The following is a 23,577-nucleotide window of genomic DNA, read 5'->3' as shown; positions in this document are numbered from 1 at the left end:
ACCTGATTATTTTGACTACGTCTTAAATTATTGATTTTGAAACTCTCAACCTAGCCACAGGCTACAAGGTAGACTTTTTTCGGCGCTGCAGTCTAATTCAACCACTGTTATCTGATTGAAATCGTTGTCGGGGCGCCGACTGCGCCTCAAGGTGAGCGGCTGCGCCCCCCTTGAGAATCCCCCGGAGTCCTTGTAACGGAACTAACGATACAGGAATTTGCTGGGTTCGCTGACCTTTATCGTTTGATCTTCAACCGCCTGAACCCGGATCCTGATATCCGTGACACGCTCATCTAGTTCGTATGGGTCTATGGCGACACTAACCGGTAAGGTATATATCTCACTGCCTCTGACGGTAATTTCCTGCTCACCAATAAATTTGTGGCCAGGCAACCCACTCACCGATACCTTATAAGTATAATCCTGCTGTGATTTGTTGAGGATTTTTAGGGTATAGACGTTCTCTACCAGGCCATCAAAGGTTTCCCGGTACAGGGCATTGCGATCGCGAATAATGTCCACTTCCAGGGGAACTCGGGTGACAACTTCCAGTGCCAGCAGACCCACCATTACGCTCAGTACCACCACGTAACCCACTAGTTTAGGACGCAGTATTTTGGTGAACTTACCCTGCAGGCGGTGTTCGCTGGTGAAACTGATGAGATTTTTCTGATAACCCATTTTATCCATAACACCGTTACAGGCATCGACACAGGCTCCGCAGTTGATACATTCGTATTGCAGGCCGTTGCGAATATCGATGCCGGTAGGGCACACCTGCACACACAGGTTGCAGTCGATGCAATCACCCATGCCTTTTTCCTGGAGCTTTACCTGGCTCATTTTACGGCTGCGGGGACCGCGTTTTTCACCGCGTTTGGCGTCATAAGCCACGGTAAAAGTATCTGCGTCAAACATGGCAGACTGAAAACGCGCATAGGGGCAGATGTGGGTACACATGATTTCCCGCATCCAGCCGGCGTTGCCATAGGTGCAAAAAGTAAAAAACAATACCCAGAAAGATACCCAAAAGCCGCTTTGCAGGGTGAAAAACTCTGCAAACAAGCGGTCTATTGGCACAAAATAACCAACAAAGGTCAGTGAAGTGACTAAAGCCACTAATAACCAACACAAGTGCTTTAAGGATTTGCGCCAGAATTTGTCAAAATCCATGCCGCGCTCGTCCAGTTTTATGCGTTTATTGCGCGGGCCTTCAATTTTGTGTTCGAACCAAATAAACATATAGGTCCAGGTTGTCTGTGGACACATAAAACCACACCAGACCCGTCCGGCGAAAGTGGTAACAACAAACAGCGCGAAGGCCGAAATGATGAATATCCAGGCTAAAAGAGTGAGATCCTGAGGCCAAAGTGTCATGCCAAAAATATGGAAACGCTGCGCTTCCAAATCAAACAATATGGCCTGATGACCGCCAAACTGTAACCAGGGAAGTCCGGCAAATAACAGAATAAAAAAACCACCAAAAAAGCGTCGGAAGGTTTCTAATGAGCCTTTGACCTGACGTACATAAACATGGCTACGAGGTGTGTAATTGTCCTGCTTTTCAGCATCGGGTTTATGGATCTTGATGGGGGAGATGTTCTTAACCGGTATTTGGTTTTGTGGATCTACCTTCACCGGCGAAGAGGCATCTGGCTTAGTTCCGGCTTGTCCATCAACAGGCTTATCAGTCATGGCTTTTGATCGGGAATTGTTTGTGGTGTTCATAGAGATTATATCAGCTTGCGCTCTGTTCATGGCGACTTCAATGGAATTATTTTGGTTTTAATTCGTTATATCTATTAAGGATTCATAATTAGTGATAACTGAACTCCTTTCGGTAAATATCTGATGCCAGACGCTGTATTTGAGAATTGATTATCAAAATTCATACTAATCGCTAGTGGCGTCTGCACCGATATAGAGTAAAATTTATAATGAAGTCAGGCTTTGATTCAACGCAATGAAACGTGGATTTATCATATTTATTGAAATAGCGCTGCTGTTTGCTGTGCTGCAAACTTCTTTTGCACAATATCTGTTGCAGGATGTGCAGGAAGAAGTCGCCAGTTGGTTTGTTTATGCGGCGGATTATTCTGAGCGTGAGCAGCTATCCGAGTTGCGCTCCAACCTTGAACCTCATATGGCGAAGCTAAATGAGCGGCAACAAAAGTACCTGAATGAACTTACCACCAATAAAGCCCGCATGATTAAGTTCAGTGACGATTATTGCAAGGGCGATGACAAAAACCCTTACGTTTATGGAGAAACGCTGAAAGTGGTATGTGCTGAATTTGCCAGTAGTAAAGTACTTTTCCCGGCTAAAAATAGCTAATGTTCTGAACTCGGGTAGCTGAGCACAAACTTAGCGCCACCCAACTTGCTGTCTTCTACCCACACTTTTCCTTTGTGCCATTGTTGAATCCTTTTTACCGTAGCTAGCCCTAAGCCCGCACCGCCTTTATCCCGGTTTCGACTTTTATCCGGCCGGTAAAAGGCATCAAATATTTTATCTCGCAAATCCGCTTCTATACCCGGACCATCGTCTTCAACTGTGATATGGATGTCCATGTTATGAAGGCTGGCGCTGATTTGAATGTCTTGCCTTGCGTATTTGATGGCATTGTTGAGCAAATTCAAAACAGCGCGTTCTACAAAATGGCCATCGGCATTCAGCAGTAAAGGCTGACATTGGTTTTCAATTTTCAATTTCTCAATATGGTGTGGAGGCAAGGCGTTTAATAATGCCTGCACCATATCCTGGACCGGGATCTCGGCGATAGACAATTCCGGTGTATGGTGTTCCGATTGCGAGAATTCCAACATTTCCTGAGTCAGTCTGTTTAGCTCGTTTAGATCGTCTTCCATCGCCCATTTTTGTGGCGAGTCTGGTTGTGACGCCATCGCAAATTTTAGTCGAGCCAATGGTGTTCTGAATTCATGGGCAACGGCGCTGGTAAGTTCTCGCTGGTTGTTGAGCAGGTTGCGCACCTGTTGGCTCAAGCTGGCCAAAGCATCTGAAATCACATTGAGACTGGAAGAGGCACTGAGTTCCGAGGCGTTTATTGAGCCATCCGGTTTCACTGAACGCGCCGCTTTTTCCAGTTTTTTGATGTCCCGCCAGATTGGCCAGGTCCAGAGTGCCACCAACATGGCTAACAGCGTAAAAAAGATAATGCGATACCAAAGCAGTTGATTAGGGGCGCGCTCTGCAGGGCTAACTCTTACCTGTAAATAGTGCTGTTCATCCAGTTCGATATAGATATAAGGGGTATCATTACTTCCGTATGACAATATATACCCTTGCTGCTGAAATCGCCGTTGTTGCTCAACGTCTAAGGCCAGTTGTTGTTTTTGGATTTTTGTTCCGGAAAACAGTGGATCTTTACTGAGTCGCTCCAGAGCCTGTTCACTGTCGATAAATGAAATCGCATGGGCCAGGCTTTCCAAATAAGGGCTTTCCGGCTCTGCCCTGAAGATCAAATTATCAAGCAGAGAAGAAAGCCCTACCAGAGCAATCACGATGAATAGATAAAAACTAACAAAGATCCTTAACACCAGATGCGCCGCTTTAAAGCCTAATCCCAGGCGTCTGATACGAAGAAGAAGCCTTTACCCCAAATGGTTTTAATACGGTAGGGTGCTTTGGCATCATCTTTAAGTTTTTTACGGAGTCGGGAGATGCGCACATCCGCAGAGCGGTCTACGCCATCGTATTCCCGGCCAATAATTTCGTTGTACAGGGTATCTCTGTCTACTACGCTGGAGGCGTTGCTGGCGAGTAACCACAGCATGTCGAACTCGTGGCTGGTGAGTTGAATGATTTCGTTGTCCAGAATAGTTTGACGGGATTTTTTATCGATACGCAGTTTTCCAAAATTCAGACTATCACCGTTTTTAGTATTGGTTACCTCTGTAGACTGCCCAATTCGACGCAGCAGAGCGTGAATTCTGGCCAGCAAAAGTCTTGGCTCTACGGGTTTCACAATATAATCATCAGCGCCTATTTCCAGGCCAATGACCTGATCAAAGTTATCGCTCTTTGCGGTCATAAACAGGATCGGGCCACTGAAGCTATTGCGTATTTCCCGGCACAGGGTTAAACCGTCTTTACCCGGTAACATGATGTCCAGAATAACCAGGTCAGGCTCGAAAATGGCTATTTGTTTTTGCAATTCACTGCCGTTTTCCAGCGCCAGGGTTTGGATACCATTATTGTTTAAAAACTCCTGAGTCAGTTTTCGTAGTTTTTCGTCATCTTCAACAAGTATCGCTTTGTTCATTTCAAAAAAAACTCCAGGGACTTTTGACGCGGCGCCGTTTGTTGGGCACCAGACTTTGAACCAATAATCTTTTAGCTGCTTTTTTACTGCCGTCCACTTTGATCTGCAGCTCGGCATTTTCCGTGAGTGTTACTGGGATCAGCATTTCGGGTGTGTTACTGCGCAGACATTTAAGCAATTGTTCGTTTAAATAGAAGCACACTTCTTGTTGCGAATTTCTGAGCTTAGCGGGTAATGTCACTCTGATTTGAAGACGACAAGGCTCGCCCGGCTTGTTAGTGAAACAAGTCGATGGTGCAATCTGCCACTCACCTGGTGAGGCCTCAACTGGCAAACTTATTAGTCCCCACCAAATTAATACTGACTTTAATAGCCAGTTCCTAGAACCTATAGGTAACCCCTGCAAATGTTGTTATTGTATATTTTTTATCTACCAGTGGACTATCGGTCATAGCGGAAGGTAGGTGGTTATAACTGGCGTGTAACAACCACCGCCAGTTGCCGGTGATTTTTTTGGTGGCAGATACCCCAATGCGAGGAAACCAGCCAGAGCCTGCCGAGTAGTGCAGTGAGACACTGTCAATATCTCGTTCGTCAATGCCATAATAATAATCCAGCAAATCAGCACTTTTCCACGTTAGTCCGAGATTGCCTGTGATCTTCCAGTCGCCACTTTGCCAATAGCGGCGGTATTGCACGTTAAATTGTGCTCCCTGATAAACATTGCTGACATCATGCGCTGCGCTGAAGCTCCACTCGCTGAGCTCAGAATACCAGTGAAAACGAATGCCAGCATCGACGGCCAGATCCCGGTCAGCAACGTCAGCCGGGGATAATTGAGTAACCAACATAGTTCTGTCGTTAATGGTTTCAATGCCCTGGTCGGGAATGAGACCGGGTGAGGTGCTGTCTTCAAAACTGTTGCTGATATTCACGCCGTCTATTATGAAATTGCTGATATGACTGCGTTTAAAATCGCCATAGGCACTATTCAGAGTGACAAAGGTTTCCATAGCGAAGTGCTCACGTTGGCTCCATTGATAACCGACTTCGGTGTTATCCAGATACCAGTTGTCGCCATACCAGGCGATATCGGGGATGACCACCAAGGGCGTATTGTCGCTGAGGTATAAAGGATTGGTGCGCACACCGATGCCCAGACCCACAGCCAGATGCCATTCGCCTTGGGTCATGCAATCAGGGGCGTTGCAAGATGATTCGGTTTCACTTGCTTTGGCGCTGCTATAAACCACCATAAACAGGACTGCCAGCAGCAGCTGTTTTGATAGTAAATTCAGGCAAAGCAACCTATGGGTCATGATATTTCAACGTAAAAAACAATAACTTCGAGTGTCAGTTTATCAAAGGTCTGAGAAGCCGACATCAGGCGATTACAAATAAACACATTTCTTAATAGATTTGAACGGATTTAGCGATACGACAGGCATAATATTATTGCCAGTTGTGTTTATTATTTAATCTCATCAAGAATATCAGGAGCGAATTATGATTAAATCTGGCCTGGCTCTTTCCGTATCAGTTCTTTTATTGAGTGCTTGTGGGGGCAGTGACACTGTGGTTGCTCCACCACCTGAGCCCCCTGCACCCACAGTACCTGAGATTAATGGTGCTCAGCCCATTGCTGGTAAGCTGGTGAAATCGGGAGCAAACTCCTTTGAACGCTTTCTGAAAAATGGTATTTACAGCCGCTCTGCAGGTCTTGATGACGTAATTGATAATCCCACCACAATGCCGGTGCTGGAGTTTGATGCAGGCTCAACAGATCGCGGCTTCTCGCAAACTAATACAGCCGAAACCGGTGTAGATGAAGCGGACCGCATTGAATATGATGGCGACTTTCTCTATATCGCCACACAACCGGTATGGAACGGCACGGAAATGCCTGACCCTACAGTGCGGGTGATGCAGCGTCATGACGATTTCAGTATGAGCCAGGTTAATGACATCGCGATAGAATCTGAAAATGCCAATATCAATGGCATGTATTTGTACGACGATAAGTTATCGGTGGTGTCCAGCGGCTATCCTTTTATGACACTTATGGATATTGCCTCCACCAGCTTTTTTGCGCCAGAGGGCGGTTGGCGCAATAGTGTTGAAGTCAGTCTGTTAGATGTCAGCGCACCTGCTGAGGCCAGCATCGTCAGCCATATCTCTTTGGATGGCTGGCTGGTGGCCAGTCGCAGGATTGATAACTATGTCTATCTGGTGAGCTCTTATAATCCGTATGTAGAGTTGCCCTACGCTTATCCAGAAGATGATGCTCAGCGCATCGCAAATTACGAGTTTCTGCAAACCGTCTCTATGGCGGACCTGATGCCTGATATCAGGATAAACGGTGTAGCCAGTGAAATGAATGCACCGGAAGACTGTTACATTCCGGCGCAAGCCACTAATGCTGATGGTTATGCCAATCTGATCACCATAACCCGAATTAATGTCAATCAAACCGAAGATACCGAGTCACTGTGTATGAGCACTTATGCCGATATCAGTTATATGTCGGTTGAGAGCTTGTACCTGGCGGCACATATCGAAGATGGTATGTCTGTGCATAAGATTGATGTGGCCGAGCAGTTTGCATACGCCGCATCTGGTGAGGTTTCAGGCTATTTATGGGGCCGTGATGGTACGCCACAATTGCGTATGAGTGAATCAGATGGTTATTTCCGCATTGTTACCAGTCAATGGACAGATGAAGGGCCGCAGCATCAACTGAGCATTTTGCAGCAAAATGCCGATAGTCTGGAGTTGGTGGCGCAATTGCCCAATGAAGCGCAGCCAGAAGCCATCGGCAAACCCAATGAAGATATTTATGCGGTGAGATTTATGCAGGACAGGGCTTATATCGTCACTTTTGAGCGTATCGACCCGCTTTATGTTATTGATTTATCAATACCCTCAGCGCCTTTTGTGGCAGGGGCGCTGGAAGTGCCGGGATTCTCTTCCTATTTACACCCGCTGGATAACGGTTATGTTTTGGGCGTGGGCCAGGACGTGGAAGAAGTGGAAATTCCGGGCACCGGAGAAACACCCAGAACAGCTCCGGTGACTACTGGGGTTAAAGTCAGCCTGTTTGATGCTACGGATCCTGCGAATCCCCTGGAACTTTCCACAGTATCCTTTGCAGATACCTACACCCCGGTGGAATATGATTACAAGGCCCTATCGGTATTAAAAAACGGTAGTCAGTATCAGTTTGCCATGCCCCTGGAAGCCTGGCTGGAAACCGAAGTCAGCGGGGAAGAAGGCAGTGATGAGGGAGGCGATGAGACTGAAACTACCACAATATGGATGCCGCATAACAGTTTGCTGATGCTGAATGTAAATGCTACAAGCGGCGCTGGTGAGATGCAGGTGGTTAACCGTATGGAGGTAGAAAACGACCCCTATGAATATGTCTGGAGTGGTGAAGATCGCAGTGTCATTCACGGAGAAAACGTCTACTTCGTACATGGTAATCAGGTATGGCACAGTCTGTGGGCGAAAGATGCCGCCGTGACCGGGCCTTATTAAGCGGATTTTAATTCGAACAAATTGCCGTGTTATGTTTTTGCAACATTAACACGGCACAATAAAGATTACCTTGGGTACAGACGACACATGGAAGTGATGTCTTAAAGTATGCTGAGAGTGCAATAGTCAATTCATTGAAAAAAACGAATAGTTTCATTCATTTTAATCACTTTAAAACCCACAGTTAAGTCTCCAAACTACTATACTCAAGTGCGAAAGTTGGTTTCTCACGTTGAAACAGTATTTTGGAGAATACATGAAAGCATCTGACTTGTTTGTGAAAGCCCTTGAAGCCGAGGGGGTGGAATATATCTTTGGCATTCCGGGAGAAGAGAACCTGGATCTACTGGAATCGCTGCGTGACTCATCAATTAAACTGATACTGACCCGACACGAACAAGGGGCGGGCTTTATGGCAGCCACCTACGGGCGACTAACCGGTAAAGTAGGTGTCTGTTTATCAACCCTGGGACCCGGCGCTACCAACCTGGTGACTCCCGCCGCTTACGCCCAACTGGGCGCAATGCCGATGCTGGTGATCACCGGACAAAAGCCGATAAAAACCAGCAAGCAAGGGCGCTTTCAGGTCATAGATGTGGTGGACATGATGCGCCCCATTACCAAATATACCACTCAGGTGGTCAGTGGCGATCGGATCCCCTCGGTAGTGCGCGAAGCTTTCCGCCTGGCTCACGAAGAACGTCCCGGAGCCGTGCATATTGAATTACCAGAGGATATTGCGGCAGAAATCACCCTGCAACCGCTCATCAGTGGTAGTGTTGCTCGTCGTCCCATCGCTGAATACAAGGCCATTAATCGCGCCGTGGAAATGATCGAAGCGGCCAAATCCCCGGTGTTGCTGATTGGTGCCGGTGCGAATCGCAAACTCACCAGTAAGATGCTCACCGAGTTTGTGGATAAAACTGGCATCCCTTATATCACCACACAAATGGGTAAAGGCGTACTGGATGAACATGGTCCCTTGTTTTTGGGTAACACCGCGTTATCCGATGGCGACTTTGTGCACAGAGCCATCAATGCCGCTGATCTGATTATCAATGTGGGTCACGATGTCGTAGAGAAGCCGCCGTTTTTTATGAAGCCGGGCGGCAGTAAGGTAATTCATGTGAACTTTGCCGGAGCGTCAGTGGACCCTGTTTACTTCCCGCAACTGGAAGTCACCGGTGATATTGCCAACAGTATCTGGCAGATCAAAGAACAGATAAGCAAACAGGACTCCTGGGATTTCAGCTTTTTCCGCAAGGTGCACAACGCCTATGTGGCACACCGCAGTGAATCGGAAAATGACGACCGTTTCCCGATTTTACCCGAGCGTTTTGTGCGGGATGTACGTGAAGCCATGCCAAAAAATGGCATAGTAACGCTGGACAACGGGGTTTATAAAATCTGGTTTGCCCGCAATTACCCAGCGGCCTTTCCCAATACCTTATTGTTAGATAACGCATTGGCCACCATGGGAGCCGGTTTACCTTCCGCGATGGCGGCAAAAATGGTGCATCCGGACAGACCGGTGATCACTGTGTGTGGTGATGGCGGGTTTATGATGAATTCCCAGGAACTGGAAACCGCTGTGCGACTGAATCTGCATATCGTGGTGCTGATCTTACGTGATGACGCCTACGGCATGATTAAATGGAAGCAGGCCCATATGGAGTTTGAGAATTTTGGTTTGGATTATGGCAACCCGGATTTTGTGAAATACGTGGAAAGCTATGGCGGTAAAGGCTGGCGCGTGGAATCTGCCGCTGAGTTATTGCCACAATTAAAACATTGTCTGGAAGAGCCAGCCGTGCATTTGATTGATGTACCGGTTGATTACAGCCTGAATGACCAGACGTTAAATAAAACCATCAAAGAACTGAGCAGCAAAATTTAAGGAGGTTTCATGAGTCAGGCATTAGCAGAGCACTACCCCTATTATCTTGCCAACAAGGCTGTTTACGCCAACAAAGACTTGGTGGTGACCAACAAATACACAGGTGAGGCCGCCACCTATGTGGCCATGGCCGATGCCAGTGTTATCGACAAGGCCATTACCGCCGCTGACGCCAGTCAAAAAGCACTGCGCAAAATGACGCCCTATGAGCGCCAGGACATACTCAACCATTGTGTTAAACGCTTCCAGGAGCGCTTTGAAGAATTGGCTTACGCACTTTGTATCGAAGCAGGAAAGCCCATCAAGGACGCCAGAGGCGAAGTCACCCGTTTGATCGACACCTTTCGCATCGCAGCCGAAGAAGCGGTGCGCATGGAAGGGCATGTAATGAATCTGGAAATTACCCCCAGAGCGAAAGGTTATCAGGGCATGTATAAGCCTGTGCCTATTGGTCCTTGTTCCTTTATTTCGCCCTTTAATTTTCCATTAAATCTGACTGCTCACAAGGTAGCACCGGCTATCGCGGTGGGTTGTCCGTTTGTATTAAAGCCTGCCAGTCGCACCCCAATCGGGGCCATTATCATTGGCGAAATTCTGGCGGAAACGGATTTACCTGAAGGCGCGTTTTCGATTTTACCCTGCAGTCGTGATGGCGCAGACCTGTTTACTACTGATGATCGCTTTAAGTTGCTCAGCTTCACCGGTTCTCCCGGTGTGGGTTGGGACTTAAAAGCGAAATCCGGTAAAAAACCAGTAGTATTGGAGCTGGGCGGTAACGCCGCTTGTGTGGTGGATGAAGATGCCGACCTGGAAGATGCCATTGAGCGCATAATATTCGGCGCCTATTATCAGTCTGGCCAGAGCTGCATCAGTGTACAGCGGGTGATTGTGCACAGTTCCTTATATGAGGAATTCAAAACCCGTTATGTGGAAAAGGTGAGTAACCTGGTACATGGTGATCCCCTCAACGAAGACACCTTTATCGGCCCCATGATTTCTGAATCAGAAGCTAAACGCCTGGAAGGCTGGATCAATGAAGCTCGGGAGGCGGGAGCCAAAGTATTGTGTGGCGGTAGTCGCGATGGTGCTATGTTGCAGGCCACCGTTATCGAAGGCGCTCCGACAGATAGCAATATCAATGCGGAAGAAGCCTTTGGTCCTGTGTCTATCATCAGCTCGTTTGATGATTTCGACGCTGCTTTGGAAGAAGTGAACAACAGTCAGTTCGGCTTGCAGGCGGGTATTTTCACTCGGGACCTGTACAAAGCTCACAAAGCCTGGGACACCCTGGATGTGGGCGGTGTGGTGATTGGAGACGTTCCCAGTTGGCGGGTAGACAACATGCCTTATGGCGGTGTTAAAGAATCCGGACTGGGTCGCGAAGGTGTGAAATTCGCCATGGAAGATATGACCGAGTTACGCCTGATGGTGATCAGAACCCCCCAGTAAGTTAAATCGTTCAAGGGGTCAGAGTTCTTGAAAACGTTTGGCACATAGTAGCCAACCGTTTTCACGAATCTGCTCCGTGTTTGTTTGAAGTTTTTGCTTTATTGACAACCTCTCCTATGTACATAGGATTAAGTTTGAATGGGATTTGGCTAAAACCAAATCAAACATCAAGAAACATGGTGTCAGTTTCGAAGAGGCTAAATCAGTTTTCTCCGACGAATACGCAATCCAATTTTATGATGATGGAAACTCTCAACTAGATCAGGAACGATTTCTATTGCTCGGTAGCAGTAATGAAGCCAACCTGCTTCTGGTTTGTCATTGTGAGCGCATGGGGGGCGAGTTCATACGAATTATTTCCGCAAGGAAAGCGACTAAATCAGAGCGTAAGTATTACGAGGGTGGCTAAAATGAAAACCGAATACGACCTTTCAAAAATGAAATCGCGTAAAAATCCTTACGCATCAAAGTTGAAAAAGCCTGTCACTATTAGGTTAAGTGAGGATGTTGTTGCTTACTTTAAAAAAATGGCGGAAGAAAATGGTGTTCCTTATCAAAGTCTAATCAATCTTTATCTCCGAGATTGTGTAGCCCAGCACCGGACATTGGATATTTCTTGGAATAAAAGACCTTAACAATGGAAGCAAAGGGGTTGTGTTTCTGAAAATGTTTCGCCCAAAGTAACCGTTTTCAGCTAGTCTGACCTTTGCTTACCCAAAGCGAATTGGATTAACATCCATATTTTTATGCAAAATACGAATAATCAGGATTTCCTGGCTATCCGTTTGTTGGTAAAAAATTACGTGGCTACCTTGCGGAAACTTTCTATAGCCATCTCTTATCTCGTCACAGCGCCTACCGAGGACAGGGTTTTCCGACAACTTCCAAAAGGATTCATCGAATTGTTTTAAATACAGGTTACGCTGCTCTTTGCCCCATTTTCGCTGTGTAAACAAAGCGATATCTTTTAAATCGGCTTTAGCGCTCACCGTTAATTTAAAAGGCTTCACTCTTTTAACTCACCGTCTAATTCTGTTATCAAATCATCAAGGTCGTAATCACATACACCGCTTTCCTCACCAGTTACAAGTAATTGCCGTAGAGTGTTTAATTTGGTTTCCTGTGTCTCGAGTAAGCGAAGAGCCGAGCGAATGACCTCACTCGCTGAGCCATATCGACCACTTTGAATTTGATTAGCAACAAAACTATCAAAATGGTCACCAAGAGTGATGCTGGTATTTTTAGCCATAAAGATTCTTCAAGTACCAATATATACCTAATTATGGTATCACTGCATGGTAAGTCAAGAGCCCATGCCAACCGCATGAATTCAATCGCGTTCAAGTGGTCAGAGCCGTTGAAAACGGTTGCTACAATCTGGCTAACTGTTGTCAGCAAATTGTTGGGGTGGGGTAAAAGAGATTACGTGGACACCCAGCTTAACTTTAAAAATTTAACATGGGTGTCCCGATAAAAGCTTTTCTGAAAATGGTTCTGCCCAATGTGACCGTTTTCAGCTAGTCTGGCCTTCGCTTCGCTATTTTTTCATACGAACTAATATTCATTGGATGACCATCGTCCCTCTGGCATTATAGTTAGCAAAATTTTGCCATCTAATGCGACGTTAATTTAAAAGTCCAGGGAGGAATCCAAATGAAAAAGTTCTTGCTAGCAATATTATTATTCTCAACAAATGCCCTTTCTTCAGAAGATGAAGCGATCAACGCTGTGATGGAAGAATATGCAAGCGCCATAAAAATTTGGAACACAACACAAATTGCAAATTTAATGCATCCAGAAGCACTTCAGAGGTTTCGCAAAACTTTTAATGACGCGTTTACTGGTACCAAAAAAGAGATGGCTAAATCTAGGTTGCTACCACTTTTCTCAATGACATCCATTGAAGAGTTCAGTGAAATTGACAACATTGAAGCTTACCGAAGATTAAATGACTCAATGTCTCGTGGAGCGCCACAGCTTGTTGAAATCATGAGGTCCTCTGAAATTGAAGTTATTGGTCATAAGATAAATGGAAAAAACGCAGTCGTTACTTATTCTGTTACGGTGGAGCTTCAAGGTCAAAAGGTAAGCAAAGATGCAGTGCAAAAAATGAAGAAACATGAGGATGAATGGATGTTGATGTTACCTTCAGACGCTGAGGCTACAATATTGAATATCAAGAATAAGTTCCAATAGCTTGACCGCGATCAAGGAGGCAGAATCGTTGAAAACAGTTGGCATACGATCGCTAAGTGTATTCAGATAGTCTGGCCCTCTGTTTTTTCTGTTTCATTATGCGTTTAGGATGCTATATGAACAAATTGACGTATATATTTATTTTGTGCGTGCTGTTTTCACCGACCAGCTTAGCATGTTCATGCAAAATAAAGTCAGTAGAAGAATCTTTTTCTGATTCAAAAGCGGTTTTATTAATTGAGGTTCAGTCGCTTGAAGTCATAAGAGAAGCTGATAGCAATCAAAAATCAGGATCAATAAAATATCTTGAAGCAAAATTCATAACCGTTGAATCGTTTAAAGGAGCAGCGGAGCCAATCAAAGTTCTAAGAACCTATAGCAATTGTGGTGTAGAACTGTACCCATCTCAAAAATATTTAGTCTATGTACCTAAAGAAAGTGTTGCTGAAAACTTCGTTTCTCAATGTCACGGTTCGTTTCAGTACCTGCCACAACTAGAGCACTCTCAATCACTGTTAGACGATGTCAGAGGGTATTCGCGTAACGAATAAAGGTAAAAAGGACGAAGAAAATTACTTCGACACCCAGCTTAACTTGAAAAATTTAACATGGGTGTCCCGATAAAAGCTCATGCAAAAGCATTAGTTTTTTCTAAATTTTCTTGTTACGAAATACACTACGACTGCCACAATCCAGACTCCCAGTCCGATAATAAAAGGCATCAGGGCGCTGGCGATGGCTTTTTCGACCATGATGAAATCTGGTTTACCGGTTTGCCATAAGGTCCATTCGTACCCCAGTTCTGAAGCTAAAATGCTATGGCCAGTTACCAGGGCAATAAAGGCATCACCGCTAACCGGATTAATGCGCAAACTGCTATTAATCGCAGGGTCATTACTGCCATCGTGACCATACACATAGCCGCCATCTGCCACTGGCACATAATGCATGGCGCCTGGCCCCCAGATAGATTCGCCAAACACAAATCCCATGGGGTGTTGTAAGGCACTGGTTAGTTGCTGGTTTGATCGCAGTTGCTTTACCATCGCTGCAATATCATAGGCTGAAGCATTGAGTGCGGTAGCTGCTGAAGACGCATATTTAAATACCTCAGCAGGCTGGCCATGATTATTGTAAGAACCTGAATTGTTGCCTTTTTCAGCAAGGTAGTAATAGCCGCTGTTGCTCATTTGGGCTGGGCTTAGAATGTTGTCTGACACCCATGTTTCAAACGACTTACCTGTAACTTCTTCAACCAATAACTCCAACATCAGATAGCCACCGCCTGAATAAGCAAAGGATTCGCCAGCAGGCATGCCCAACTGAATCACTTTTTCGCCACCAGAGGCTCTGGGGTTGTTCAGGCTCTCAATAGTACTGGGCAGAATTTCTTTTGCCTGATAATCGCCAAACCCCAGGCCATCGGTTAAACCGCTAGTATGACTAAGCAGCATGGCGATGGTGACTTTATCATTGTTAAATTGACTCACTGGCAATTGCCAGCTTTTAAGGTGTTTATTTATTGGATCTGACAGGGAAAAAGCCCCTTGCGATGCCAGTTTGTGTACCGCCAATGCCGCAAAAAATTTGCTCATGGAGGCTACTGGAAAGCCGGTGTCGCCGTCAATTTCCGAGCCGTCGGCTTGATGTGCCTGTGCCGTCTGAAAATACTGAAAGTCAACTTTCCCGTTTTTTAGCAACAACACTGCGCCATTGCCTTTTAGCTGACTTTGCATGGTATCGCTGATATAGGACTGAAATTCTTTCTGGTTTTGCGCAACCGGTTGCAACCAAGCACCATCAAATGCAGCCAAAAACACCCATACTCCCCAAAGTGCTGGTGGTAGCAGTACAAATATTACTTTTAAAAAAAGTCTCATAGGTTAATGACCTCATCAGTAAAAAGTTCCTTGAGACTGACAAACTAACTCAACAGTTAACCTGATTGGTGGATTAATCCATGAACTGCTCACAGAGTGCATGAACTGCTCTGTAAAGTGGGCAGCTAATTGCTATTATCTGGCTATCAGGAATTGGTGGGAAATCTTTGGTGAGCCGACGGGCCGGATTAATAGGGTGTTTGCTATGCTGCTTGTTCAGCACATTGGCCTTTGCTGATAATATAATCGCACCCAGCGAAATAGAGTACTTGCCTGCCAGCAAGCTGATAGACGGACAGGCCCCTTCTACAGGCTGGTCAAGATTGGAATTTGGGCAACGATTTCCGATAAGCGAGCCCCAGTATCTGCTGCGCCTTAAATATCAGATTGATACCCCTTTTGAGCAACCCACAGGGCTGTTTGTCAGTTTGTTGGGGGCGTATGAAGTGAGCTGGAATGGAATTCCCGTAGGTCAAAATGGTCAGCCTGCGATTGATAAGCGGGGCGAAATACCGGGGCAAATCGATTATTTGCTATTTCTCCCCCCTGAGTATGTCAGCGTGGGAGAACACCTGTTGGAACTTCGGGTTTCTTCTGCAAGGTTAACCGGTCCAAATGAAGAGTCCTTTCTGTGGTCATTTCTAGGTGATTACGAGGTTTTACTGACAATTGGTGTGAAACGAGCTATCACACCGCTGGTAATGTCGGGCGCCACTTTACTGATAGCTTTGTACTTATTCTATTCTTTCTTTTTTAACAAGTCGGCTCCGATCTATTTGTTGTACAGCGGGCTATTTTCCTTAAGTTTATTCGCGTTGATGCTGGTGGAGTCCTGGCGCGGCTTAGTGGGCTACTTGTATCACTGGCATGAGTATCGATTGTGGTTGGTGAATGGCTTAAGTTTTGTATCAGCACTGAGCTTACTGTTATATATTCAGAGCTTTCTGCGCTTTTCCAGTGCATATCGAAATGGCATCCTGGCCTTGTTTGCTGTGCTCAGCCTTTTTGTTTTACTGGTGATTAGCAGCTTTGACGTGCAAAGCTTGGTGTTAATTCTCTCCGCGAGTGTCTTGTCTGTTGTTACTGCGACTATCGCGGTTTACCGGCGAATAGTTTATGCCCGTTGGTTGTTAGTGTGTCTGGTGTTGTTTTTGTTGCCGATTTCTCTGGGGTTACTGGACTTTACCGACAGATACTTTTTTGTATCTTCTTTTATCTTACTGTTATTTATTCTGATGATTCAGGCTCAGCAGTTAAAACAACAGCAGGTAAGGCTGACAGAGAGTGAGTTGTCACAAGCCCGTTTGGAGCTGGAACTGGTGAAGCGCAATATTCAACCGCACTTTATTCTGAACACGCTGACCGCGATTGAAGAATGGATAGAGCAATCTCCCAAGACCGCCACTGAGTTTATTCAGGCGCTGGCTAATGAATTCCGGTTAATGTCGAAAGTTTCAGCTCAAAGGTTGATTCCGCTGCAGGAAGAAATCGCTATGTGTGAAAATCATATGCGCATTATGGGGTTCAGAAACGACAGTCAGTTTTGTTTAAAGACTCAGTTAGTTGACCGAAGTGTCCTGATCCCGCCCGGAGTGTTGTTGACAATGGTGGAAAATGCGATATCTCACAATCCGTCTACCAGAGCGACAATCACATTTTCAATCTCCCAGACGATAAACGAGGGCGAGGTTGTAATGACCTTTCTGTCACCGCTTGCCTGTAACGGTAATGAATCAGCAGTGACTGCCATGCGAACCGGCACGGGAACCAAATATATTCACGCCAGAATGCGGGAAGCCTGTGCAGAGCAATGGCTTTATGAAGTGTCGGAATCAGAAGGTGTTTGCACAACAAAATTATCCTATCCATTGCACATAGAAAAAGGTGAATAAGCTTTGTTGAAATTAGTGATAGTGGAAGATGAATTTATGGTGGCAAAACGGCTGGAGCGTTTTGTCCGGCTGTCGCTGGAAGGAAAAAGCTTTCAGATCCGCTGTTTCAATACCCTGGATGACGCGGCAGATTATCTGGCACAAAACAGTATCGATGCATTGTTTCTTGATCTCAACCTCAATGGTCAGGACGGCTTTGAACTGCTGAAGCTACAGCTGAGCAAGAGTTTTCAGACGATTGTGGTCTCCGCTAATTCGGATCGCGCTCTGGAAGCTTTTGACTTTGGTGTTCTGGATTTTGTAGCCAAACCCTTTGCACAGGAACGGGTGGAGACTGCCATCCAGCGCCTGTTAAACCGTCAGCATCAAAGCAATTGTAAATACCTGACCTATCAGCAACGCAATGAACTAAAAATGCTGGCAGTGGAAGACATCATTTTTGTTAAAGCGGCAGGCCACTACAGTGAGATCTGTACTAGTGACGGCAAAGAGCTATTGCATGAAAAGAATCTCGAAGCGTTGATTCAGGTCCTTCCTGAAAACTTTATGCGTATTCACCGTTCGTATATCGTGAACCTCAATTATATCGGCTCGTTGCAAGCCGATAGTGGCTCCAAGTATACATTACATTTAGAAAACAATGTTTCCTTGCCTGTGGGCAGAACCCGGGTTATTAAGTTGAAGGAAACATTAAACGGTATTCACAGAGAACCGGGCTGAATTGCCAGGTTAAAGAAACAAAAAATAGAGAGAGATAGGGTGCAGGAACAAAAGGACGTAACGCTGAGAGTCGCTACACACGCAGACAGAGGCTTTATCGACAGTTTATCGCAGGTGCTGGCTGATAAAATTGTACTGGACTGGCATTCCCCTGAGTCTGTGCAGAAAATGCAAGATAGCTATATTCAGGAAATGTTAGACAAGCCTTCAAAGGTGAGTAAAACAATAATAGCTGAAATAGCAGGTGTCCCATCGGGCTTCGTTCATGTGCGCACTAAAGTGGACGACATATCAGGAGAAACTTGCGCCACTATACCGTTACTTGCGGTAACACCTGACTCACAAGGTTATGGCATCGGAAAGCGATTGATGTTGGAAGCTGAGTTGTGGGCGCAACAACAAGGCTGCCGATTGTTACACCTGGAGGTATTTGATAGCAACACATCGGCTAAAGAGTTTTATCGTTACAACGGATTTTCCAACGAGATCATTCATATGGTAAAAGCCATTAATTAAGAGCTCCAGGAGCAGGTGGCAGGTTTCCTGAAATGGTATTACCCAATCTGTTTAGATTTCTGGGTTTGCAGCGAACCTGGCCCCTGTTTAATACAAAGAACTGGTCAGCTGCTCGGTTTGGATAAGTTGTCTAATTTTCAGATTCAATTTATTGACAAAGTCTCGGTTTTCCTGATTGGCATGGCATAGGAAGCTGTCATTTTGGGCATAGAAAGGATCTTCCTCAACAAAAACCAGTAACCCCTTTTCAACGGAGCGAACAAGGTTTATGGCATCTGGAAAGTAATTGAGAAAGGCATTAATTCTGCCTTTTTCTATCATTTCCATGGGGTCTGCACCACTGTTTAATGAGATGAGTTGGTGATGGCTTAATTTATGGAGGTTACCGCCAAAGGTGTTTCCACGATAAAAGCCGATTTTTAACTGCGCTGTGTTTTTATTTACCAGGTCACTTGCGCCTATTGCCTGTTCTGCAAAAAAATAGGCTTTGGCTTCATAGATGGGAATGCTTTCAAGAATATCTTCATCGTTTAGCTTTTTGCTGCCAGGAAAAAGGCAATCCACACTTTTTTCTTTAAAGACTTTTGCGGCTCTTAAACCATGCAAAAAATCCATGGTGAATTCAATTTCAGGCTCTTCTAAAAGCGTGTTCAATATTTGATTATATGGAAGATCTAAACCTTGCTCTAAAACACCCTCAATATAATAGGCAGCAATATGTGGCGCAGATTGCCGCGATTCAGGAATAGCCTGGGCAAAAGCTGCAAACAACCAGGCTGAGGTGAGCAGAGCTTTCATTTGAAACCGCCAGATTTACGGGGTGTTTAATAAACATAGGTCACCCGGTTTAATTGCGGTATTAAACTTTAGGCTAATTTTTCAGCGATTCTGTCCCTTTTTACACTTTTTGTTAACCCTCAAACTCCATATAGACATCGGCGTGTTGGTAGTGGGAATCAAATTGATTTGCGTGGACACCCACCCTAATCTTTATGAAATTGATTTGCGTGGACACCCACCCTAATCTTTATGAAATTACTATGGGTGTCTCGTTAAACTGTCTTTATGAAATTACTATGGGTGTCTCGTTAAACTGTCTTAATTTTCAGCGAACCTGACCCTGAGGTATTAGCTGCGATACATGTGCTCTTTCATCTCCTGGAACACTTTGACATCGGCACAGTATTCAGCGGTGGGGCGAACCAATAGTCGGGGAATACCGATGGGCTCGCCGGTTTCCATACAGTATCCATAACTCCCCAAGCGAATTCGTTCAAGAGCTTGCTGAATTTTAGGCAAGAGTTTTTGTTCGCGATCCACAATACGCATAGTCAGAGCGCATTGTTCTTCCCAGGAGGCCCGATCGCTTTCGTCACTCAAATCAGGGGGGCTCAGCATCTCATCTTTGGCTTCCTGAATTCGATCGCGGGTGGAGTCATGCAAATTAATGAGCCGTTGCCTGAAAAACGCCAGTTGCTGAGCATTCATGTAATCTGCTTCTGGGGCTTCAACCAGCTTTTGCTCAACCGGTGTCAGCGTTGTATGTTTGCGATTTGGCATAGTTGTTCTCCATAGAAAGAGGTCAGATTCGCTAAAAGCGTTATTGCTCAGTCTGTTTAACTGCTTAATCTTCAGCGAACCTTCTGATGGATCACCACGGCGTTGTGGGCGTGTAGGCTCTCCTGGTGCTCCACTTTAAACCAGTAATCGGCCAGGTTTTCCTGTGCACCTAAAAAGTGTTTCATCCGGCGCCCGGCATCTTCACAGAACATTAAATTGGCGCCATTTAGCCTGGCAAACTCTTGCTCATCTTCACGTTTTACTGCTGTTTGTACCGGTGTTCCAATAGCCTGTTCCACGGACTGAATGAATTCATCCAGCTTTAACCAGTGCCCCTGGGAAAGCCGCAACTTCAGGTAAGCGTAGGAACGTTGATTGTGCGGCGTGGCCATTGCGGCACCAGCGTTGGCTATCCAGTTTACCGCTTCATTTTTACTGATCACTTCATCGCCAAACTGGTTGGCAAAGGCTTCGCTATTGAGTTGGTTAGCCAGGGATGCCGAGCAAGGGCAGGTACTGGAGTAAGGCACGGTGATATTTAGCTCGGTGTTACTCATGCCATCATTAATTTGTTGAGTAATTTCTACCGGATAAAGTTGATAACCGTAGTTTTCGCTAAGCAGCGCTTTTTTTCGCAAAGGTATTTCAAATTCCAATCTGACTTTGGCAGATTGGCTGATCCCTACATGCGATTGCAACATGGCGTCTAACAGAGTATTCAGACTCTCCAAAGTGACAGGTGTATTCGCTAAGATTTCTTGTAGTTTGAGATACAGTCTGGACATATGAATGCCTTTAGATGCCGTATCCAGACTAACAAATAAGTCTACAGAAGCATTTGCAGAAATAAGGGTATCGTCGGTGAGTTGCAGCTGTATGGGTAATCCAATTTTCTCCATGCCTACCCATTGTAGCGGTGAATTGGTCTGAGCATTCTGCGGAGCTTGGTTGGTGATATCGGGAAGTTGGTTTGAGTCTTTGTGCATTTTGGGCCTTAATCTTCCAGGTTGTTTACCTGCCTGAATTTACGTTTTGCGTATCAAGAAATTAAACAAAATGTTATGTTATCACATAATATTAAAGTAAAGGTAAATTAATCACCATGAAAACCCTCATTAAAAATGCCTATAGCCTGTCTCGTTTACTGGGAAGAAACAGCGATGTTGAGGTCGTTATAAATGTTGTCGTGGAAGGCGACAAAATTGTGTCCATTACAGAACAAAAACCCGCAGGCCAATTTGAGCGTGTTATTGATGCTTCTGGCTTGTTTTTGTCGCCCGGTTTGGTGGACCCTCAGGTGCATTTCAGAGAGCCGGGAATGGAATATAAGGAAGACATTGAGTCAGGCAGTAAGGCAGCAGTGCAGGGGGGATTTACCCAGGTGATTTCTATGCCCAATACTTCGCCAACAGCGGATAATCCGGACGTAATCGCGCGAATGGTCAATCGTTCCAAAACGGTGAATATCTGTAAGGTTCACCCGACGGGTTCTTTATCAAAAGGCCTGGCAGGCAAGCAAATGACGGATTTTGCGGCCCTAAAAGAAGCCGGAGCCGTTGCCATTACTGATGACGGCAAAGGGGTGCAGGATGAAGCGCTGTTTAAGCAGGCTTTAGCCAAAGCGGCTGAGTTAGATTTGCCTGTACTGGATCATTCCGAAGATGAATCACTGTCCAATGGAGGCTGTATCCATGCCGGGGACGTAGCCGCTAAATACAATGTTAAGGGGATTGATCCGGCTTCGGAATCAGTTCACGTTGAGCGGGGCTGTTTGTTGAGTGAACAAACGGGCGCTCACTATCACGTTTTGCACGTTTCTACTGAGGCCTCTATTGATGCGGTAAGAACTGCAAAGAAAAAGGGCATTCGGGTAACAGTGGAGGTGTCTCCTCATCATTTATTGCTGTGTGACGAGGATATTCCGGAAAAGGCTGACAATACCTTAAACGCCAACTGGAAAATGAACCCGCCATTGCGTTCCCGTTCTGATATGAAGGCGTGTCAGCAAGCGTTATTGGATGGCACCATTGACGCTATCGCTACCGATCATGCTCCTCATGCTCCGGAGGAAAAAGCGCAACACATTGAGTCAGCCCCCTTTGGCATTATCGGATTGGAAACCGCATTTCCGTTGATTTATAGCCGTTTTGTCAAAACCGGTCGCTTGTCTTTAGCCGATTGCATAGATCTGATGAGCATGAAAGCCGGGGCATTGTTTAATATTCAATGTGGACGTTTGGTTGAAGGCTCTTTAGCTGATTTGTGCCTATTTGATCTAAAAAACCAATTTGTGGTTACAGAAGACTTCTTTGCCTCCAAATCCAGGAACTCGCCTTTTATTGGCGAATCTTTGTTTGGAAAAACTATTCTGACTATGATGAATGGCGATATTGTTTATCAGGCTGATTGAAGTCAAAAATAGCATGGGGTCAGGTTCGCTGAAAACGCTCCCGGACCCAAACCCCAACCTAGGCTTCAAACTCCATATAGACATCGGCGCGTTGGTAATGAGAATCCGCCGGACTGGGTTTGTGCACAAAGCCCATTTTTTCGTATAGCGCTATGGCTGGGGTCAGTCGCTTATTAGATTCTAAAAACAGCAGCTTACCGCCAAAATTTCGGAAGCGTTCAATGGCGAATTCCATCAATTTACGCCCCACTTTCAGACCTTGGTACTTTTCAGTTACTGCCATTTTAGTCAACTCCACCCGGCCATCCGGTGAGACCATTAAGGCAACCGTTCCAATAATTTCACCGCGATATCGGGCAAAATAAATATTGCCGCCGTCGGCCAGAATGTATTTTTCCGGGTTAGACAGTACTTCGTTATCGTATTCTTCTACGTAAAAGTACTTTTCCAGCCATTCAATGTTGAGCCGCTTAAAATCATCAGCATATTCCGGTTGCCAGGTGATGATTTCTACTTCGTGAGCGGTTTTGAGCTTTTCTCTGGCCACAATGCGTTCCGATAAAGCCAATTGCTGGCTTTGATGTTCCAGATTCAACACGGCTGGCAGAAGCTGATGTTCTGAGGCTTTCAGCATATCGTCCAGGCAATACTGCAGGTTTTCCCAGATGGGGATGAGCTGCTGAACCAATTGCTGACCCGTTTCGGTTAACGATAATAAGCGGCGACGCTCGTCATTCGGGTCGGGGCGAGTATCTACATAACCTTGCTGATGCAGCTTTTTGCTCATCTGATTGACTGCCGGGTGGGTGATACCCAATGCTTCGGCAATTTCAGTGATTGCAGCGTCACCATCCTGATACAACAAAAAAATCACTGCTGTAACCCGGGAGCTAAGCTGAATATTATGCTTGGCATAGACTTTATCCACTTCATCGTACAAGCTATCACTCAGCCGCTTTAAGCGCGTTCCCAGAAACAATTCTCCCAACTCTTCAATGGTCTTCATAGTTTGCTGCCTTTGGGTTTATGTAAGTTATTACGTAAAATGATACGTAATAGCTTACGTAAATGGCAAGGGGAATTTTAGGTTAAATTTCTGATTAGTCGCTAACTGTGCTGAAATGTCATTAAATTACAATAACGTAGCACCAAATCAGGCTAAATTCTGAGTTCAGTTAAAATTAATAGGTGAACTGAACTCCTGCCAGGATGAGTTCAATTTCCTGAAGTCGATATT

At 45.5% G+C, this 23,577-nt stretch carries 24 protein-coding genes; 12 read left to right on the top strand and 12 right to left on the bottom strand.

Annotated elements, in window-relative coordinates; genetic code table 11:
- Positions 1 to 201 precede the first annotated feature (201 nt).
- Complete coding sequence (ccoG, locus tag ACXAD8_RS13200) at positions 202 to 1,728, bottom strand: cytochrome c oxidase accessory protein CcoG (RefSeq protein ID WP_475229371.1); 1,527 nt, start codon at positions 1,726 to 1,728, stop codon at positions 202 to 204.
- A 235-nt stretch (positions 1,729 to 1,963) separates the two neighbouring features.
- On the opposite strand from ccoG, the gene ACXAD8_RS13195 reads away from it, so the two are divergent.
- A complete protein-coding gene (locus ACXAD8_RS13195; protein WP_475229369.1) occupies positions 1,964 to 2,335 on the top strand; it encodes a hypothetical protein in 372 nt (123 codons plus the stop codon).
- Here ACXAD8_RS13195 and ACXAD8_RS13190 read toward each other — a convergent pair.
- Genes ACXAD8_RS13190 through ACXAD8_RS13175 form a run of 4 tightly spaced genes read right to left on the bottom strand, consistent with a single transcriptional unit; the run spans position 2,332 to position 5,602 of the window.
- A complete protein-coding gene (locus ACXAD8_RS13190; RefSeq protein WP_475229366.1) occupies positions 2,332 to 3,558 on the bottom strand; it encodes an ATP-binding protein in 1,227 nt (408 codons plus the stop codon). The genes ACXAD8_RS13195 and ACXAD8_RS13190 overlap by 4 nt on opposite strands.
- A 20-nt stretch (positions 3,559 to 3,578) precedes the next feature.
- A complete protein-coding gene (locus ACXAD8_RS13185; RefSeq protein WP_475229363.1) occupies positions 3,579 to 4,283 on the bottom strand; it encodes a response regulator in 705 nt (234 codons plus the stop codon).
- Between the two features lies 1 nt (position 4,284).
- Entirely contained in the window at positions 4,285 to 4,617 is a 333-nt protein-coding gene (locus ACXAD8_RS13180) for a DUF3019 domain-containing protein (protein ID WP_475229361.1), read from the bottom strand.
- A 46-nt stretch (positions 4,618 to 4,663) separates the two neighbouring features.
- A complete protein-coding gene (locus ACXAD8_RS13175) occupies positions 4,664 to 5,602 on the bottom strand; it encodes a MipA/OmpV family protein (protein WP_475229358.1) in 939 nt (312 codons plus the stop codon).
- A gap of 187 nt (positions 5,603 to 5,789) precedes the next feature.
- On the opposite strand from ACXAD8_RS13175, the gene ACXAD8_RS13170 reads away from it, so the two are divergent.
- From ACXAD8_RS13170 to ACXAD8_RS13150, 5 genes are all read left to right on the top strand, one after another.
- Positions 5,790 to 7,820 carry a beta-propeller domain-containing protein gene (locus tag ACXAD8_RS13170; RefSeq protein WP_475229355.1) on the top strand — a complete coding sequence of 677 codons (2,031 nt, stop codon included), beginning with the start codon at positions 5,790 to 5,792 and terminating at the stop codon, positions 7,818 to 7,820.
- Positions 7,821 to 8,076: 256 nt separating this feature from the next.
- On the top strand, positions 8,077 to 9,717 hold the full coding sequence (locus ACXAD8_RS13165) for an acetolactate synthase large subunit (protein WP_475229353.1): 1,641 nt from the start codon (positions 8,077 to 8,079) through the stop codon (positions 9,715 to 9,717).
- Positions 9,718 to 9,726: 9 nt separating this feature from the next.
- On the top strand, positions 9,727 to 11,166 hold the full coding sequence (locus tag ACXAD8_RS13160; protein WP_475229351.1) for an aldehyde dehydrogenase family protein: 1,440 nt from the start codon (positions 9,727 to 9,729) through the stop codon (positions 11,164 to 11,166).
- A gap of 145 nt (positions 11,167 to 11,311) precedes the next feature.
- Positions 11,312 to 11,575, top strand: a complete 264-nt coding sequence (locus ACXAD8_RS13155; protein ID WP_475229348.1) for a BrnT family toxin — start codon at positions 11,312 to 11,314, stop codon at positions 11,573 to 11,575.
- A gap of 1 nt (position 11,576) precedes the next feature.
- Positions 11,577 to 11,801, top strand: a complete 225-nt coding sequence (locus ACXAD8_RS13150; protein WP_475229346.1) for a BrnA antitoxin family protein — start codon at positions 11,577 to 11,579, stop codon at positions 11,799 to 11,801.
- Positions 11,802 to 11,876: 75 nt separating this feature from the next.
- Here the strand turns inward: ACXAD8_RS13150 and ACXAD8_RS13145 are convergent, their stop codons facing one another.
- Together ACXAD8_RS13145 and ACXAD8_RS13140 are read right to left on the bottom strand one after the other, a co-directional pair.
- Positions 11,877 to 12,176, bottom strand: coding sequence for a type II toxin-antitoxin system RelE/ParE family toxin (locus ACXAD8_RS13145; RefSeq protein WP_475229344.1), 300 nt, complete (start codon positions 12,174 to 12,176; stop codon positions 11,877 to 11,879).
- A complete protein-coding gene (locus tag ACXAD8_RS13140; protein WP_475229341.1) occupies positions 12,173 to 12,415 on the bottom strand; it encodes a type II toxin-antitoxin system ParD family antitoxin in 243 nt (80 codons plus the stop codon). The genes ACXAD8_RS13145 and ACXAD8_RS13140 overlap by 4 nt, the downstream gene beginning before the upstream one ends.
- Before the next feature lie 404 nt (positions 12,416 to 12,819).
- Between ACXAD8_RS13140 and ACXAD8_RS13135 the strand changes: the two genes are divergently transcribed.
- Together ACXAD8_RS13135 and ACXAD8_RS13130 are read left to right on the top strand one after the other, a co-directional pair.
- Entirely contained in the window at positions 12,820 to 13,362 is a 543-nt protein-coding gene (locus tag ACXAD8_RS13135; protein WP_475229339.1) for a hypothetical protein, read from the top strand.
- Positions 13,363 to 13,478: 116 nt separating this feature from the next.
- Entirely contained in the window at positions 13,479 to 13,913 is a 435-nt protein-coding gene (locus ACXAD8_RS13130) for a hypothetical protein (RefSeq protein ID WP_475229336.1), read from the top strand.
- 90 nt (positions 13,914 to 14,003) lie between these two features.
- Here ACXAD8_RS13130 and ACXAD8_RS13125 read toward each other — a convergent pair whose 3' ends face one another.
- Positions 14,004 to 15,242, bottom strand: coding sequence for a serine hydrolase domain-containing protein (locus ACXAD8_RS13125; protein ID WP_475229333.1), 1,239 nt, complete (start codon positions 15,240 to 15,242; stop codon positions 14,004 to 14,006).
- 212 nt (positions 15,243 to 15,454) lie between these two features.
- Between ACXAD8_RS13125 and ACXAD8_RS13120 the strand changes: the two genes are divergently transcribed.
- The 3 genes from ACXAD8_RS13120 to ACXAD8_RS13110 are packed head-to-tail and all read left to right on the top strand — an operon-like array spanning position 15,455 to position 18,370.
- Positions 15,455 to 17,134, top strand: coding sequence for a histidine kinase (locus tag ACXAD8_RS13120; RefSeq protein ID WP_475229330.1), 1,680 nt, complete (start codon positions 15,455 to 15,457; stop codon positions 17,132 to 17,134).
- 3 nt (positions 17,135 to 17,137) lie between these two features.
- The gene (locus tag ACXAD8_RS13115; RefSeq protein WP_475229327.1) at positions 17,138 to 17,854 is read left to right on the top strand and encodes a LytR/AlgR family response regulator transcription factor; all 717 of its coding nucleotides are present in this window, start codon (positions 17,138 to 17,140) and stop codon (positions 17,852 to 17,854) included.
- 39 nt (positions 17,855 to 17,893) lie between these two features.
- Positions 17,894 to 18,370, top strand: coding sequence for a GNAT family N-acetyltransferase (locus ACXAD8_RS13110; protein ID WP_475229324.1), 477 nt, complete (start codon positions 17,894 to 17,896; stop codon positions 18,368 to 18,370).
- An 87-nt stretch (positions 18,371 to 18,457) separates the two neighbouring features.
- Here ACXAD8_RS13110 and ACXAD8_RS13105 read toward each other — a convergent pair whose 3' ends face one another.
- From ACXAD8_RS13105 to folE2, 3 genes are all read right to left on the bottom strand, one after another.
- Entirely contained in the window at positions 18,458 to 19,168 is a 711-nt protein-coding gene (locus ACXAD8_RS13105; RefSeq protein ID WP_475229321.1) for a hypothetical protein, read from the bottom strand.
- Between the two features lie 330 nt (positions 19,169 to 19,498).
- Positions 19,499 to 19,930, bottom strand: a complete 432-nt coding sequence (locus tag ACXAD8_RS13100) for a TraR/DksA family transcriptional regulator (RefSeq protein ID WP_475229318.1) — start codon at positions 19,928 to 19,930, stop codon at positions 19,499 to 19,501.
- A gap of 71 nt (positions 19,931 to 20,001) precedes the next feature.
- A complete protein-coding gene (gene folE2 / locus ACXAD8_RS13095; protein ID WP_475229316.1) occupies positions 20,002 to 20,916 on the bottom strand; it encodes a GTP cyclohydrolase FolE2 in 915 nt (304 codons plus the stop codon).
- 116 nt (positions 20,917 to 21,032) lie between these two features.
- On the opposite strand from folE2, the gene ACXAD8_RS13090 reads away from it, so the two are divergent.
- On the top strand, positions 21,033 to 22,340 hold the full coding sequence (locus ACXAD8_RS13090; protein WP_475229313.1) for a dihydroorotase: 1,308 nt from the start codon (positions 21,033 to 21,035) through the stop codon (positions 22,338 to 22,340).
- 58 nt (positions 22,341 to 22,398) lie between these two features.
- Here the strand turns inward: ACXAD8_RS13090 and ACXAD8_RS13085 are convergent, their stop codons facing one another.
- Positions 22,399 to 23,346 (bottom strand): bifunctional helix-turn-helix transcriptional regulator/GNAT family N-acetyltransferase, encoded by a 948-nt coding sequence (locus ACXAD8_RS13085; RefSeq protein ID WP_475229310.1) that lies wholly within the window; start codon positions 23,344 to 23,346, stop codon positions 22,399 to 22,401.
- Positions 23,347 to 23,577 lie beyond the last annotated feature (231 nt).

Source organism: Planctobacterium sp. AWH2_060, assembly GCF_056158425.1.
The sequence above is the reverse complement of the archived record's forward strand: the minus strand, read 5'-3'. Positions and strand labels throughout refer to the sequence as shown.